13 protein-coding genes are annotated in these 15,340 nt (G+C 68.9%); 10 read left to right on the top strand and 3 right to left on the bottom strand.

The annotated features are described in order from the left end of the window. The first annotated feature begins 3 nt into the window (after positions 1-3). The gene (locus BW39_RS28315; protein ID WP_012206162.1) at positions 4-786 is read left to right on the top strand and encodes an IclR family transcriptional regulator domain-containing protein; all 783 of its coding nucleotides are present in this window, start codon (positions 4-6) and stop codon (positions 784-786) included. 40 nt (positions 787-826) lie between these two features. On the opposite strand, the gene BW39_RS28310 is transcribed toward BW39_RS28315, so the two are convergent. Continuing rightward, on the bottom strand, positions 827-1,726 hold the full coding sequence (locus BW39_RS28310) for a LysR family transcriptional regulator (RefSeq protein ID WP_043825564.1): 900 nt from the start codon (positions 1,724-1,726) through the stop codon (positions 827-829). 204 nt (positions 1,727-1,930) lie between these two features. Between BW39_RS28310 and BW39_RS28305 the strand changes: the two genes are divergently transcribed. Beyond that, positions 1,931-2,938, top strand: coding sequence for a Bug family tripartite tricarboxylate transporter substrate binding protein (locus BW39_RS28305; RefSeq protein ID WP_013801912.1), 1,008 nt, complete (start codon positions 1,931-1,933; stop codon positions 2,936-2,938). 69 nt (positions 2,939-3,007) lie between these two features. Here the strand turns inward: BW39_RS28305 and BW39_RS28300 are convergent, their stop codons facing one another. Then, positions 3,008-4,150: a DSD1 family PLP-dependent enzyme gene (locus tag BW39_RS28300; protein WP_043825560.1), complete on the bottom strand. Its 1,143-nt coding sequence runs from the start codon at positions 4,148-4,150 to the stop codon at positions 3,008-3,010. 11 nt (positions 4,151-4,161) lie between these two features. Further along, positions 4,162-4,566 carry a GFA family protein gene (locus BW39_RS28295; protein WP_043825558.1) on the bottom strand — a complete coding sequence of 135 codons (405 nt, stop codon included), beginning with the start codon at positions 4,564-4,566 and terminating at the stop codon, positions 4,162-4,164. 110 nt (positions 4,567-4,676) lie between these two features. Between BW39_RS28295 and BW39_RS28290 the strand changes: the two genes are divergently transcribed. From BW39_RS28290 to BW39_RS28255, 8 genes are all read left to right on the top strand, one after another. Next, entirely contained in the window at positions 4,677-5,216 is a 540-nt protein-coding gene (locus BW39_RS28290) for a DUF6886 family protein (protein WP_043825556.1), read from the top strand. 165 nt (positions 5,217-5,381) lie between these two features. Further along, positions 5,382-9,470 (top strand): TOMM system kinase/cyclase fusion protein, encoded by a 4,089-nt coding sequence (locus BW39_RS28285; RefSeq protein WP_043825554.1) that lies wholly within the window; start codon positions 5,382-5,384, stop codon positions 9,468-9,470. A gap of 17 nt (positions 9,471-9,487) precedes the next feature. Continuing rightward, a complete protein-coding gene (locus tag BW39_RS28280; protein ID WP_013801906.1) occupies positions 9,488-10,273 on the top strand; it encodes a BMA_0021/BMA_0022 family TOMM bacteriocin in 786 nt (261 codons plus the stop codon). Further along, positions 10,248-11,114 carry a class I SAM-dependent methyltransferase gene (locus tag BW39_RS28275; RefSeq protein ID WP_235264301.1) on the top strand — a complete coding sequence of 289 codons (867 nt, stop codon included), beginning with the start codon at positions 10,248-10,250 and terminating at the stop codon, positions 11,112-11,114. The genes BW39_RS28280 and BW39_RS28275 overlap by 26 nt, the downstream gene beginning before the upstream one ends. Further along, positions 11,071-13,296 (top strand): TOMM precursor leader peptide-binding protein, encoded by a 2,226-nt coding sequence (locus tag BW39_RS28270; protein ID WP_043825549.1) that lies wholly within the window; start codon positions 11,071-11,073, stop codon positions 13,294-13,296. The genes BW39_RS28275 and BW39_RS28270 overlap by 44 nt, the downstream gene beginning before the upstream one ends. A 119-nt stretch (positions 13,297-13,415) precedes the next feature. After that, positions 13,416-14,360, top strand: a complete 945-nt coding sequence (locus BW39_RS28265; RefSeq protein WP_012206172.1) for an FHA domain-containing protein — start codon at positions 13,416-13,418, stop codon at positions 14,358-14,360. Positions 14,361-14,559: 199 nt separating this feature from the next. Then, positions 14,560-14,895 (top strand): hypothetical protein, encoded by a 336-nt coding sequence (locus BW39_RS28260; protein WP_225970979.1) that lies wholly within the window; start codon positions 14,560-14,562, stop codon positions 14,893-14,895. Between the two features lie 93 nt (positions 14,896-14,988). After that, positions 14,989-15,340: GFA family protein (locus BW39_RS28255; protein ID WP_043825547.1), on the top strand; the 352-nt coding region annotated here is incomplete at its 3' end.

The raw sequence follows: 15,340 nt of genomic DNA, 5'->3' as shown, positions 1-15,340 counted from the left end.
CCCATGAACCAGCCCTTTCCCATCGACCCGGATGACTTCATCGCCGGACTGGCCAAGGGCCTGGCCGTGCTGGAGAGCTTCGACACCGAGCGCCAGCGCCTGAACGCCACCATGGCGGCCGAGCGCTCTGGCATCACGCGCACGGCCGCGCGCCGCCATCTGCTGACCTTGACGCACCTGGGCTACCTGGAGACGGACGGCAGCCATTTCTGGCTGGCGCCCAAGGTGCTGCGGCTGTCGGGCAGCTACCTGGCCTCGGCGCGGCTGCCGCGCATCGTCCAGCCCGTGCTCTACCGGCTGGCGGCGCAGACCCAGCTGTCGTTTTCCTGCGTGGTGCGCGATGGCCACGAGGTGGTCATCGTCGCGCGCAGCGCCCTGCACGAGCGCGGCCAGCGCCTCATGGCCCACGGCCTGCACCTGGGCAGCCGCCTGCCCGCCCATGCCACCTCCACGGGCCGCGTGCTGCTGGCCGCCCTGCCTGCGGCCGAGCTCAGGCAATGGCTGGCATCGCACGATCTGCGGCGCCTGACCGCCCACACGGTCACCGACAGCGCAGCGCTGGAAGGCGTGCTGGACGAAGTGCGCCGACAGGACTTCTGCCTGGCCCTGGAAGAGCATGAGCTGGCCGTGCAGGCCCTGGCCGTGCCGCTGCGCAACATGGAGGGCCGCACGGTGGCCGCGCTCAACATCGTGACCTCGCCCCAGCGCATGGCGCCCGCCGACATGGCGGCCGAGCTGCTGCCGCTGCTGCAGGAGGCGGCGCGGGAGCTGCGGCCGCTGCTCTGAGGACTGCTGACCTGCGGCCTGCCGCCGTCGCTGCAACCGCTCAGAGCGGCGCGCACACCAGCCGGCTCAGTTCGCGCAGGGCCAGCGAGGTCTTGCGGATCAGCGGCGTGGCCTTTTTCTTGGCCGACTGCGCCAGGCACAGCGTGCTCACCACATGGGGCGACTCGATGGGAATGCCCACCAGCTCGGCATCGGTCAGGTGGCTGCGCATGGCGCTGTCGGTCAGCGCGGCGTAGCCGTAGCCGCCGCGCACCAGGTCCAGGATGGCCGGCACGCTGGACACTTCCCAGACTACGTTGAGCTTGACCTGGGACAGCGTGGCCTGCGCTTCCATCAGCTTGCGGAAGATCTGGCCGTGCTGCGGCATGATCAACGGGAACTGCGACAGTTCGTCAAAGCGCACGCCGCTGCGCCCGCCCAGGGTGTGCGCCGGGCCGATCAGGCACAGGCGCTCCTCCAGCACGGGCGTGACCTCGATGTGCGGATGCGGCTCGGGCGTGTAGACCAGGCCCAGGTCCATGCGGCCCGAGGTCAGCCATTCGGCGATGTTCATGGAAAAGCCCTCGACCACGGCCAGGCGGGCCTTGGGCATGTCCTTGCTGAACAGGTCGATCAGCGGCAGCGTCAGGCGCCGCGCCAGGCTGGGTGGCAGGCCCACCACGATGCGGCCCACGGGCTCGTCGCGCTGGCTGCCCAGATCCTCCTTGGCCAGCGCCACGCGTTGCATGATGGCGTGGCCGTGCTCCAGCAGGCGGCGGCCCGCGTCGGTCAGCGTCACGCCGCGGCCGGTGCGGATCAGCAGGGTTTCGCGCAGCTCGGTCTCCAGCGCCCGCACCTGGCGGCTCAGTGCGGGCTGGGCCGTCTCCAGCAGCACGGCCGCCTTGCTGAAGCTGCCGGTCTCGGCCACATGCACAAAGGTCTCTATCTGCTGCAAATTCATGTTCTATCGTCTCCTCACTTATGCCATTTTGCTATAGCTGCTAGCGGCGGCGATGGCTAGGTGCTTTGCGGCGAACTGACACAATGCGGCGACTGGATCATCCAGCCGCTCCCGCAAGAGAGCGTAAAAAACAAGAGCGGCCCGTGCATTCCCGGCATAGGGCCAAGCCACCCAGCAAGCCCAACAGCGACTCGGAGACAAACCATGAAAGACAGCGCCTTCAGCATCAATCGCCGCCAGGCGGGCCTCGCCCTTGGCGCCCTGGCCCTGGGCGCGCTGGCGCCCGCGCGTGCCCAGTCGGGTGCCGCCGCCAACTGGCCCACCAAGCAGGTGCGCATCATCAATCCGTTCCCCGTGGGCGGCGGGCCGGACGGCACTTCGCGCCTGGTGGCCGACAAGCTGGCGCGCCTGTGGAACCAGCCCGTCATCGTGGAAAACCGCCCCGGCGGCAACGGCTTCATCGCCATCGAGGCCTTCAAGCGCGGCGCCACCGACGGCACGGACATCATCCAGCTGGACAACGTCCACCTGGCCGCCTATCCCCACCTGTTCAAGAAGCTGCCCTACAACATCGACAAGGACTTCGAGGTCGTCCTGCCGCTGTTTCGCACCTTCTTCTTCGTCTGCGTGCCGGTCAACAGCCCCTACAAGACCGTGGCCGACCTGATTGCCGACGCCAAGGCGCGCCCCGGCAAGCTCAACTACGGCTCGTGGTCCGTGGGCAACCCGGTGCACCTGGGCTCGGCCCTGCTGGAGTCGCTGACGGGCACCAAGATGGAACACGTCATCTACAAGGAAACCAGCCAGCTGTACACCAGCGTGGCCACGGGCGAGCTGGCCTTTGCGCTGGGCTCCTCGGGCACGGCCGGCCCGCTGATGCGTTCGGGCAAGCTGCGCTTCCTGGCCGTGCTGGCACCCCACCGCCTCAAGGGCTACGAGGATGTGCCCACCGTGGCCGAATCGGGCGGCCCGGCCGACGCCGTGGTCACCGGCTGGAATGCCTTTGCCGTCTCCAAGTCCACGCCGCCCGCCGTGGTCGAGAAGATCCGCCAGGACACCATGAAAGTCCTGCGCGAGCCCGACATCCAGCCCAAGTTCCAGACCTTCGGCTACGAGAACTACTTCCCCACGCCCGAAGAGTTCAAGGCCTTCATCGTCGAAGAGAACAAGCGCTTTGGCGACGTGATCCGCCGCGCCAAGATCGAGCTGTAAGCCACAGCAGGCCGCAGACGCGAAAAAGCCGCCGTGCCGAAAGGCCGGCGGCTTTGCTTCATGTCGCCGTCAGCGCGACAGCCCGCGCGCCGCAATCGGCCACAGCGCGTGCACCACGCCGTCGTGCAGCACCACCAGCTCGTCGTGCAGGTTGAATGTCGGGTCCACGTGCGAGGGCAGCAGCTGCAGAACGCTGCCCAGGGCGGGCGCCTGGGCGCCCGGCTCCACGCGCACCACGCTGTGCTCGTCGTTGATGGCCACGCAGCGCAGGCCCGGCGTGCCGTACACGGCAGGCGGACCGCATTCGGCCGAGGTGGACTTCAGGCCCACGTCCAGGATGACGCGGTCCGGCGCGGGCGTGCTCATCACCGTGGACAGCAGGAACAGGCTGCTGCGAAAGGCCAGCGCCCCGTCCCACTCGTTGGCGCCGTAGTCACCATCCATGAAGGCATAGGAGCCCGGCTGCAGCTCGGTGTAGACGCCGCTGGCCGCGTCGAACTCCACGCTGCCCGTGCCGCCACCCGTGATGGTGTCGCAGGCCATGCCGTTGTCGCGCAGCAGTTGCGCGCATGCCGCCGCCTGGCGCGCCGCCTCCCGGCAGACCTGCGCACGCTCTTCGCGGCTGCGCCGGTGCTGCACCGCGCCGTGGTAGGCCTGCAGGCCCGCGAAATTCACGCCCGGCAGGTCGTGCGCCTGCCGCGCCAGGGCCAGCACGGCCTCGGGGCCCGTGACGCCGCAGCGGCCCTGGCCCACATCCACCTCCACCAGCACGTCGATCTCCACGCCCGCCTGCGACATGGCCCTGGACAACTGCACCAGGTTGGCCGCATTGTCCACGCACACGGCCATGCGCGCCGTGCGCGCCAGCCGGGCCAGCAGCGCGTGCTTGGCGGGTCCCACCACCTCGTTGCTGATCAGGATGTCGCGCACGCCGGCCGCCACAAAGGGCACGGCCTCGCTCACCTTCTGGCAGCAGATGCCGCGCGCGCCCAGCGCCAGCTGGCGCAGCGCGATCTGCGGGCACTTGTGCGCCTTGGCATGCGGGCGCAGCGCCACGCCGTGGCGGTCGGCCCAGTCCTGCATGGTGCGCAGGTTGGCGTCGAAGACGGTCAGGTCCAGCGCCAGGCTGGGTGTATCGACCCGGTCGAGCGGATCGCCGGGCCGTGCGGCAGGCTCCATTGCCAGGCCGCTGGAGTCATTGTGCAGGGGCATGGGGCTGTGCCTCATTCCTGCGGGGGCGCGTATTGGGCGATGACCTCGTCCTCGGTCATGGTCGGCGTCTGGTTGGCGAAGTCGTAGTAGTCGGGCTTCTTGTCGATGTAGATCTGCGTGGCCAGTTCGAAGTCCTGCGACTCGAAGGCGCCGGCCGGCACAAAGTACTCGCCCGTGGCGTGCAGCCGGTAGTACAGGTGCGTGCCGCATTGCCTGCAGAAGGCGCGCTCGGCCCATTCGGAGGATGCATAGGTGCCGATGTGCTCGCCGCCCTCGAACTTCACATCGGGCCCGCAATGCACCGCCAGCATGGGGCCGCCGCCCCAGCGCCGGCAGTATCCACAGTGGCAGGCCCCGATTTCCCGGGCCTGGGGAGAGACAAAGCTGACAGCGCCGCAAAGACAGTGACCGTTCATGGTGCGTGGACCTTTCCATGGGTTGCAGGTAGCTGTGATTATTCACAGGTGCCGCGCATCATAGGCGATGGCGCAGCACCTGCAAACCGCGGCGCCCTACACTGCGCGCCATGCAGCTTTTTCACTTCAGCGAAGACGGAGATATCCGGCAATTCCAGCCCCGCCCGGTCCTGAAGGCGGCACCCCGCCGCCAGGGGCAGGAGTGGCTCAACGGCCCCCTGGTGTGGGCCATCGCCCAGACGCATCAGCGGCTGTACCTGTTTCCGCGCGAATGCCCGCGCATCGTCATATGGCCGCACGAGCACAGCACCAGCGAAGACAGGGCCCAATGGCTGAACGCCCTGCCCGATGGAGCGCTGGCCGTGGCCTATGTGGAGACCGCCTGGGCCGCGCGCCTGCAAGCGGCCCGGATACACCGGTACGAGCTGCCAGCCGATACGTTCGAAAGCCTGGAGGACGCCGGCATGTACGTGAGCCGGCAGGCCGTGCAGCCCCTGCGCCGGGACCTGCTGGTCGATCTGCCGCAAGCGCTAGCGGAATGCGGCACCGAGCTGCGCATCGTCGATTCGCTGCAGCCGCTGCGCGGCGTCTGGGACAGCTCGCTGCATGCCAGCGGCATACGGCTGCGCAATGCGGCCAGCTGGGCCTGAGCGCCGGACGCCACGGCGACGGCGACCATAGGCAAGCACGTAGGCAAAAACAGTCAATTGCATTCGGACGTACGCTATAGTAACGAACGGTATCAAAAGCACGGTCTGCCGTATGACAAATGGACGACTGGATACCCTCCAGGAGGACCCCCAACCGAGGCTGAAATGCACGATGCCATCACCAACCCCACGCAAGCTGCGGTGACCCCGGTGGCGCCAGCCCCCCTGGAAATACCCGATTACGAACTGCTGGAAACCTTGGGATCGGGTGGCTACGGCACCGTCTACCGCGCGCGCCACCGGCGCACGGGTGCATCGGTGGCCATCAAGGTCGTCAGGCTGCAGGAAGGCGGCCGCCAGGTGGAGCGCTTCCACCGCGAGACCATGCTGTGCGCGTCCCTGCACCATCCGCACATCGTCCAGTTGCTGGACAAGGGCGAGCAAGGCGACTGCGTCTACGGCGTCTTCGAATATGTGCCGGGTGAAACCCTCAAAAGCCTGATCCGCCGCCAGGGCGTGCTGACTGCCGCCGAGGCCGGCCGCCTCATGGCCGAGGTGCTCGATGCGCTGGACTGCGCGCATGCCGCCGGCATCGTGCACCGCGACCTCAAGCCCGACAACGTGATGGTCACCTCCACGGGCGCCGTGCGGCACGCCATGGTGCTGGACTTCGGCATCGGCACCGTCATTCCGCAGTTTGCCGGCCCGCAGGTCTCGCAGCTCACCATGGGCGACGAGTGCCTGGGCACGCCCGCCTACAGCGCCCCCGAGCAGCTGCGCGGCGAGCCGCCCAGCGCCCGCACCGACCTGTATGCCTGGGGGCTGATGTTCCTCGAATGCCTGACGGGCACGCCCGCCGTGCAGGGCGCCTCGGTGGCCGAGATCGTGCACCGCCAGCTCAGCCCGCAGGAAGTGCAGCTGCCGCCGGCCATCTCCACCCACCCCATCGCCACCTTGCTGCGCAAGGCGCTCAAGAAGCGGCCCGCGGAGCGCAGCGACTCGGCGGCGGCCCTGCTCAGGGACCTCATGCGCGTGCGGCTGGACGATCTGGTGGGCCAGTTGCCCGCCGCCGCCCAGGTGCAGCAGGCGGACCTGACACGCACCGTGGCCACCACACGCGTGTTCTCCGAAGTGCGCCAGCTCACCGTGCTGTGCTGCAGCGTCTCCCTGTGGCCGGGCAGCGACACCCACGGCATGGACAGCGCGGCACGCACCGCAGGCCAGCCCTCGCAGGGGCTGAACATCGAAGACATCGAACTGCTGCAGCGCGAAGAGCTCACGCTGTTCTCCGACGTTGCCACCCGGCGCGGAGGCATGCTGGCGGGCACGCTGGGCGACCGCATGCTGGTGCTCTTCGGCTACCCGCACACCAGCGACACCGATGCCCGCCAGGCCGGCATGACGGCGCAGGAGCTGCTGACGCTCAGCCGCAGCCGCGCGGCCGCCATCGAGCAGGTCCACGGACTGCACCTCGGAATCCGCATGGGCCTGCACACCGGCATGGCCGTGGTGGTCGGCGGCGAAGCACCCTCGGGCCATGCCGTCAACGTGGCCATGCGGCTGGAGGCCATCGCCGATGCGGGCACCCTGCTGGCCAGCGAAAGCAGCCATCGCCTGCTGGCCCGCCATGCGCGCTTCGAGAAAGCCGGCAGCCTGCGCCTGCCCGGCCAGCCCACGGGCATGCAGACCTATCGCCTGGAGCTGGAACAGCCGGCCGAGCCACTGCCAGGGCCTGTGTCCGATGCAGCCTTGCAGTGCATAGGCCGCGAACCCGAACTGCAGCGCCTGAACGACGCATGGGCGCGGGCCCGCGAAGCCGGGGGCAATGCGCTGTGGATTCGCGGCGAGCCGGGCATCGGCAAATCCTGCCTGGCCGACATGCTGCTCGTCCACGCCAGGACACAGGGCGCGAACACCGTGGTGCTGCAATGCCAGCCCGAGCACCGCAACACCGCGCTGACCCCTTTCCTGGGCCTGATACGGCAGCGGCTGGAGGCGGCCGATCCCCCGCAGGACCACCGCGAGCAGATGCGCGAAGCCCTGCGCGCCGCAGGCTGCGATGCCGAGGCCGCCCTGCCCATTCTGTGCGCCTGGCTCTCGCTGCCCCTGGGCGACTGCGAGCCCAGCCGCATCTCGGCCGTCATGCAAAGGGCGCTGCTGCTGCAGTCCACCGCGCAATGGCTGCTGCACATGTCCGAAGCCGAGCCCCTGCTGCTGGTCGTCGAGGACGTGCACTGGGCCGACCCCACCAGCATCGAACTGCTGGAGCAACTGGTAGCGCGCCTGCCCGGGCGGCGCGTGCTGCTGGTGCTGACGGCGCGGCCGCAGTGGCAGCCGCCCGAAGGCCTGCAGGCCGAGTGCGTGGACGTGCGGCGCCTGGAAGACGCGCAGGCCACCGAGCTGGCCCGCCAGACGCTGGCGCCGCGCAGGCTCAGCCCGGCCGTGATCCGCCACGTGGTGGAGCGCACCGACGGCGTGCCGCTGTTCATCCAGGAAATGGCGCGCATGCTGCTGGATGCCCACCTGGTGGAGCAGGACGGCGTCTGGGACTTTCGCCATGCCGGGCTGCCGGCCGCCATTCCGCTGACCCTGCGCGACTCGCTGGTCAGCCGCTTTGACCGCATCGGCCCGCTCAAGCCGCTGCTGCAACTGGCCGCCACCATGGGCCGGCACTTCGACTTCGGCCTGCTGTGCGCCTGCGTGGAACGCCCGCAAGGCGAGGTCGAGCAGGAACTGGCGCAGCTGGGCCAGGCCGGCCTGGTCATTGCCGATGAACGTGCGGGCGCCGGCGCCTTCATGTTCCGCCACGCGCTGATCCGCGACACGGCCTACGAATGCATGCTGGCATCGCAGCGCCGGCTGCTGCACCGCGACGTGGCCATGGCCCTGATGCAGCACCAGCCCCAGCGCGTTGCCGCAGAACCCGCAGGCGTGGCCCAGCACTGGGCAGACGCGGGCGACCATGCCCAGGCCGTGGCGCTTGCGGTGCGGCAGTTGCGCATCACGCAGCTGCGCTCGCTCAACGATGAAACCATTGCCTACGCGCGCCACATCGACGACTGGCTGCACCAGCTCCAGGGCGTGGCCCAGCGCGAGGCGCGGCTGGACGTCAACAGCTACGTAACCCAGGCGCTGATGAACAAGCACGGCTGGGCCCATGCCCAGGTGGTGGAAAGCATCGCGCTGTCGCAGGAGCTGCTGGCCGGCCCCGGCGCCAACGCGGTGGCCGACTACAAGCAGGTGCAGCACCTGTGGATGCTGATCACCTACCACCACGTGGCCAGCAACCGCGAGGAAGTGCGCCAGCTCAGCCACCGCCTGCTGGAGCAGGCCGTGCGCCAGCAGGACACGGGCGTGCTGGTGGCCGCGCAGACCTATCTGGGCCTGGCCCACTACTCCGACGGCCGATTCGAGCAGGCCGAAGAAGCGCTGACCGACGCCATCACCCGCTACGACCCCGTGGCCCATGCCCACCATGCGGCCGAGTTCGGCTTCGACACGCGCGTCTGGGCCACCTGCGGGCGCGCCCTGGTGCGCTGGTTCGCCGGCTTCGACCAGGCCGCGCTGGCCGATGCGAACGACGCCGTGCGCCTGGCGCACGAGGTCTCGCACATCCCCTCCCTGAGCATGGCCCTGCTCTACCAGGCCCTGGTCCACCAGGCGCGTGGCGACAAGGAAAGCGCCTTGGCCACCACGGGCGAGCTGCTGGACATCACGGCCCGCTACGGCCTGCCCGCGTTCTCGGGCTATGCGGACATCATCCGCTGCTGGGCGCTGGGTGACAGCGCAGGCAGCGCCAGCGCCGAGGGCATTGAACGCGCCAGCGGCACGGCGCAGCTGCTCTGGGACATGGGCTGCCGCTACTGCCAGACCTACTACCGCTCCTTCGTCGCCGAAATGCTGGCGGCCAGCGGGCGCTGGGCCGAGGCCCTGGACAAGATCGACGAATGCCTGCGCCTGGCCGACGTACTGGACGAACGGCTGCACAGCAGCGAGCTGCACCTGAAGAAGGCCCGCTTCCTGCTGGCCATGGGCGCCGACCACGCAGCCGTGCAGGACAGCCTGGCCCAGGCGGCAGGGACTGCGCGCACCGCCGGCAAGTACCGCACCGAAACCGAGGCGCTGGCCCTGTCGCAGGCCCTGGCACCCGCCAGGCCGGACGTGGCCGCGCGCCTGAGTGAGCTGGCCGCGCTGCGGCCTGAACTGTCCGTGCACCTGTCCGGGCCCCGGCCCGGCCAGGCGCATTTTTCTTGAACCGAGGATGAAGTCACATGACCACCCAGCTGCAGAATACTGAACCGTTGCTCGCATTCCGCCTTGCCTATCTGCGGGCCATCGCCCGCTCCTGGCAGGATGACGCCTACCGCCGTGACCTGCTGGGGCAGCGCGACATCCAGCCCATGCTGCACCGCGACTTCAGCCTGCCGACCCAGTGGCCCCAGGTCGATGTGTCGCTGCGCCTGAGCGACGACCCCACCCAGCGCGCCGAATGGAAGCCCGTGCTCACGGCCGGCTGGATCGGCCCTGACGATGAATTCGTCATCGTCCTGCCCCAGGCGCCCCAGACCCATGCCTCCGAGGCCCTGGCCGCCTACTACCAGCTGTTCCCCAACTTCATGGGCGTCAGCACCTCGTTCGAGGAACCGAGCAACGGCACGCTCAGGGCCGCCCTGCCCACGGGCCTGGGCATCCCCGGCGGCGGCCCGGACTCGCTGCTGGCCTTTGGCGGCGTGGTGCTGCGCGCCATCGCCCTGGCCTGGCAGTCGCCCGAGTTCCACGCAGAGCTGACGCGTGACGACGGCAAGGACAAGGCCCCCGTGCTGAGCCAATGGCTGGGCTACAACAACCCGTTCAACTTCCAGGTGCGTTTCGAGACCGAGCAGGCCTTCACCTGGGATGCGGCACGCGGCGAATGGAACCTGCAGCGCGCAGACGGCACGGCCATCAAGAACGGCATCGTGCTGAACTACCCGGTGGCACCTGCCGAGCAGGACCTGTGGGCCATCGCCCTCACCTCCTACAACAACACCGGTGACGCCTACCCCTTCACCTGCTGATACGGCACCGGCGCAGCTGCAAGGGGCCACGGCCACCTTGCTGCTGACGCTGGCGGCACGTGCCCGGGCGGCAGGTCCGGCAGCTTCCTCGGAACTGCCGGACCTGCCGCCTTTTTCCGACCCCGAGGCGCGCCGCATTGCCGCCGCCCTGCCCCAGGCCAGCGAGGCCCATGCGGCCGACCCCGCCTTTGTACGCAGCGTGGTGCTGCGCTCGCAGCTGTTCGACCGGCTCACCACCGAATTTCTGACCGCCCATCCGTCCGGCCTGTGCATTGCGCTGGGTGCAGGCCTGTGCACGCGGCGCAACCGCCTGGCTCCCGAGGCCGGCACCGCACGCTGGCTGAACGTGGACCTGCCCGACGCCATCGCCCTGCGCGCGCAATACATTGCAGGCACTGAAGCCAACCTCGCCTGCTCCATCCTCGACACCTCCTGGCTGGACACCGCCGCCCTGCCCGGCAACCAGCCCGTTCTGGTGCTGCTGGAAGGCGTCTGCCCCTATCTTCCCCAGGCTGCGCTGGAGGCCATGCTGCAGCAGCTGGCCCAGCGCTTTGCCGCGCCCGGCAGCCCGCCGTGCACCGTCGTGCTCGACCATGTGCACACGGCCCTTGCGAGGCTGCCCATGCAGGTGGGCGGAATGCGCCTGCCCGTCGTCTCGGGCTTTGCGGACGGCGCGCAGATAGAGCGCATCCACCCCGCCATCCGCATCAGCCTGCAAGAGCACCTGTATGCCCGGTTCTCGCAGCAGCACCAGCTGTTCGAGACCGCCTTCCACGCCACCACCGGCCAGCACCCCTATGCCGTCGTCCGCCTTGAACTCGGAGCACCGTCTCTTGCCTGAGCCCACGGCCCCGGACCTGTTCGCCCACGCCTTTCGCTGGCACGAGAAATTCCTGCCGCCCGTGCAGCAGGGCGACCGCCTTTTGCTGGCCAGCGAACGCGACACCCTGGCCCTGGGCTCCGCCGCCGTGCTGGCGCTGAACGCCCCGCTGCAGGCCGGCAACAGCCTCATGCAGCACTGCGCCGCAGCGCCCGATGCGCCGCTTGCACAGATGCTGCACGCCCTGGGCGCCCTGCTGCGCCAGGGCCTGGTCCAGACGGTGCTGCACAGCGACGTGAACGGCCACGGTTATCTGCAGCCGGATTTCTCGGCCCCGCCCGTGCGCCTGCAGGCATCGGAGCAGATCGACATCGTCATGCTGACTGCAGCGCTGGACGGCACAGCCGCCTGCCACTGGGCTGCGGCCGTTGCCGGGGCCGTTGCCACGCAGGCACCCGCCCCCGCCCCGCTCACCATCGTTTTCTGCGACGACTATCTGGACCCGCGCCTGGGCGCCATTGACGCCAACCAGCGTGCCGCAGGCCGGCCCTGGCTGCTGGTGCGGCCAACAGGCGAGCAGGCCATGGCGGGACCGCTTTTCAAACCCCAGGCAGCGGCCTGCTGGCATTGCCTCGCACACCGCTGGCAACGCAACCATCCCGCACGCGGCGGCAAGCACGGCCAGCCTCAGGACAGCGACCGCTGCCCGCCCGTGCGCGCCGGCGCCGACCTCATCGCCACGCGGCTGCAGGCCCTGCTGCCCACGGTGCAGCGCCTGCTGGCGCACACCGATGCGGAGCAAACCGTGTGGACGCTGGAGCCTGACCAGCCCCACCCGGTGGCCGCCCGCCCGCAATGCCCGCATTGCGGCACGCCAGGGCTGATGGCCCTGCGCCAGCGCGAACGCATTGCGCCAGTTCCAGGCACGCATGCCGCGCGCGCCGATGGCGGCTGGCGCAGCGTTCCGGCCGAGACCACGGTGCAGCGCCTGTCGCAGCACGTCAGCCCGCTGACCGGCGTGATTGCCCGGGTCACGCCGCTGACGGCCGAGACAGACGAAGCGCTCACCGTCTACCGCAGCGAAATCTTCAGAACACCGGCCCCCGGCAGCACCAGCCTGGCCGGCTCCGGAACACAGCTGTGCCTGGGCAAGGGCCTCTCGGCCATGCAGGCCCGCGCCAGCGCCATGTGCGAAGCGGTGGAGCGCTACGCCGCCTTCCACCAGGGAGACGAAGCCGTAGTCATCGCCCCCGCCGCCGAGTTGGACGCGCCCTGCATCGCGCCCACAGCGCTGGCCCGCTTCAGCGACCGGCAGACTGCCGGCTTTGCCACCGACAAGCCACCGCATGCCGTGGCCCCCAGCGCCGGCCAGGGCGAACCCTTGTGGTGGGCGCCAGCCTGGTCCCTGACCGCCGATGCGTGCCGCTACCTGCCGCTGGCCTTCTGCCTGGCTCATGCGCCCGCGCAAAGCCTGCACCATGTCGGCTGGACCTCCAACGGCTGCGCGGCCGGCAACACGCGGGAAGAGGCCATCCTCCAAGGCTTCATGGAACTGGTGGAACGCGACGCCGCCGCCATCTGGTGGTACGGCCAGATCCGCAGGCCCGCCATTGCGCTGCAAGGCATCGACCAGGCCACGCGCCAGCGCCTGGACCGCAGTTGCGGACCGCAATGGTCGTACTGGCTGCTGGACATCACGCACGACTTCGGCATACCCGTGGTCGTCTCCGTGGGCCGCCACGCTGACACCGGCCAATGGGCCGTGGGCTTTGGCTGCAGCCTGGACCGCGCACTGGCCTGCGAACGCGCCCTCACCGAAATCAGCCAGCTGATCGCGGCCGGCAAAAGCTTTGCCGTGCCCGAGCCACTGCAGGCCTTCCTGCACCCTGCGGACAGCGCCGATGCGCCGCCGCAACAGCCTGCGCCACTGTCTGGGCACACGCCGGACACCACGCCGCCGGACATTGCCCAGGCCATTGCGCGCTGCGTGGACATCGCACGCGGCCTGGGCCTGGAAACCATCGTCTACGACCACTCGCGCCCCGACATCCCTGTGCACACCGTCAAAGTCGTGATTCCCGGCCTGTGCCATATCTGGCCGGAACTGGGCAATCCACGGCTGCGCAACGTACCCATGGCCCTGGGCTGGCGCAGCCGGCCGCTGCAGGAATCCGAACTGAATCCGCAGGCTCTGTACGTTTGACAAACTGAAAAGCGCAGCGGGCATGTACTCTCTCAGCTTGGCAACAGGCTGCCGGCTCCGGGCCAATGCGCCCCCAGCCCACCCCCTGTTCACACAAGCCCCAAGGAGAATTCGAGGCGATGGCCCTCTTTCGTAACCAACTCGACGGCCGCATCGTCGTGCTGCGGCCCCTGCATACCTTCGGCCGCCATCCTTCGGTCTGCCAGACCGTCATGAAGGCGCCCGACGTCTCCCAGGTCCACGCACTGTTCCGCTGGAACCGGCAGACCTGGGAAATCGTGGACCAGAGCCGCAACGGCACCATGCTCAACGGCGTGCGCCTGGTCGCCGGCCGCTGGACCGTTTTGGCGGTGGGCGCCAAGCTCAGCATGGGCGAAGGCGCAGAAGCGGCCTGGACCGTGGAAGACCTGGGACCTCCCATCACCTGCCTGAGCCCCGGCCCGGGACTGCCCCAGGACGGCCCCCTGGCCCTGAACCCGCGCGGCACCCTGCTGCCCGACGCGCAGGAGCCCGAAGCCAACGTCTTCTTCGAGGACGGCCGCTGGCTTCAGGAGTCCGGCGACGGCACCGAGCCCCTGGTCGATGGCGCCATGGTCCACACCTCCGCAGGCAGCTGGGAATTCGTGCAATGCGACGACCTGGAATCCACGCGGGAAAGCAGCTTCGACCCGCGTGCGCCCAAGCCACCGGAAGTGTCCTTTCGCTTCACCGTCAGCCAGAACGAAGAGCACGCCAGCCTGACCGTCATGAGCGACGGCAAGCCCATTGCGCTGGGCGAACGCATACACCACTACACCCTGGTCACCCTGGCCCGCGTGCGCCAACAGGACGCAGAAAAAGGCCTGGCCCCCGCAAGCCAGGGCTGGATAGAACTGGATGCACTCTCACGCATGCTGGGCGTGGAGCCCTCGTACGTGAACATCCAGATCTTCCGCGCCAAGCACCAGATCCTCAGCGCCCTGCCCGAATGCGCTGCCTCGCCCGCCCTGGTGGAGCGGCGGCGTGGCAGCCTGCGCTTCGGGGACTTTCCGTTCGAGATCGAAGGCGGGGCGCGCAGCGCCTGAACGGCGAACTGCAACGGAGAACGGCAGGCACACGGCGCATCGCTCGCCGCATGTAATCAGCTGTAATTTTCTTGTTGTGCACACGTGAATAAAGTGGGAACCGGTTCTTGCCGCCTGCGGTGCGAACCCTCTCACCCTCCTCCCGGACCGGGTTGCCCGAGTCCACTGGCGCACCTGGAAGACGCAAATGAGCATGGACATGCGACGTGTACTGTTGATCCCCGCCAGCGCGCGGCCTGTTGACCCTGGCCTGGCCAGCCTTTCCATGGACGCACAGGTCTGGGAAAACGGCTATCCGCTGGTCGTAGGCAAGGCCCGCCACGGCCTGCTGCAGGACTTCTGGCGGCACTACTACGGCGAATCCGCCGCCATGTTCGTCGCCGCCGACCAGCTGCTGGAACTGCACAACGACATCATGGCTGCCATCCCCGCCTGCGTGGGCGAGATGCCCGTGCTGCGCTTTCTCAACGATCTCGGAAGAATGTGCCTGCAGGCGCATGGGGACGGCAGCGGGCTGCAGGTCATCGGCGACTGACGAAACGGATGACTCCTGGGGTTGCCGCGCGTCCCTCTCGCGGCATTGGGGCGCATGCACAATTGCATGCGCCTTTTTTGCGCCCGACTGACCATGAGCAACGCCCCGGATAGCCCCCCTCTTGCCCTGACCGGCAGTTGCCTGTGCGGCGCCATCGCCTATGAACTGCGGTCCAGTCCCAAGGCCGTCTCGCACTGCCACTGCCGCATCTGCCAGAAGGCCCACGGCGCCGCATTCGCCACCTACGGCAGCGTGCCGGCAAAGGACCTTGTCTTCACCCAGGGCCAGGAGCAGTTGCGCTCCTTTGCCTCATCGCCCGGCATCACGCGCTGCTTTTGCCAGCAATGCGGCTCATCGCTGACGTGGCACAGCGCGCATTACGCAGAGGGCGCCTGGATCTCAGTTGCTTTGGCCACGCTGGATTCGGAGTGGGTGGTGGGTGGGC

Origin of the sequence: Delftia sp. RIT313 (genome assembly GCF_000632165.1) — a bacterium.
Taxonomy (GTDB): domain Bacteria; phylum Pseudomonadota; class Gammaproteobacteria; order Burkholderiales; family Burkholderiaceae_C; genus Comamonas; species Comamonas acidovorans.
This window is presented reverse-complemented; position numbering and strand designations above follow the sequence as displayed.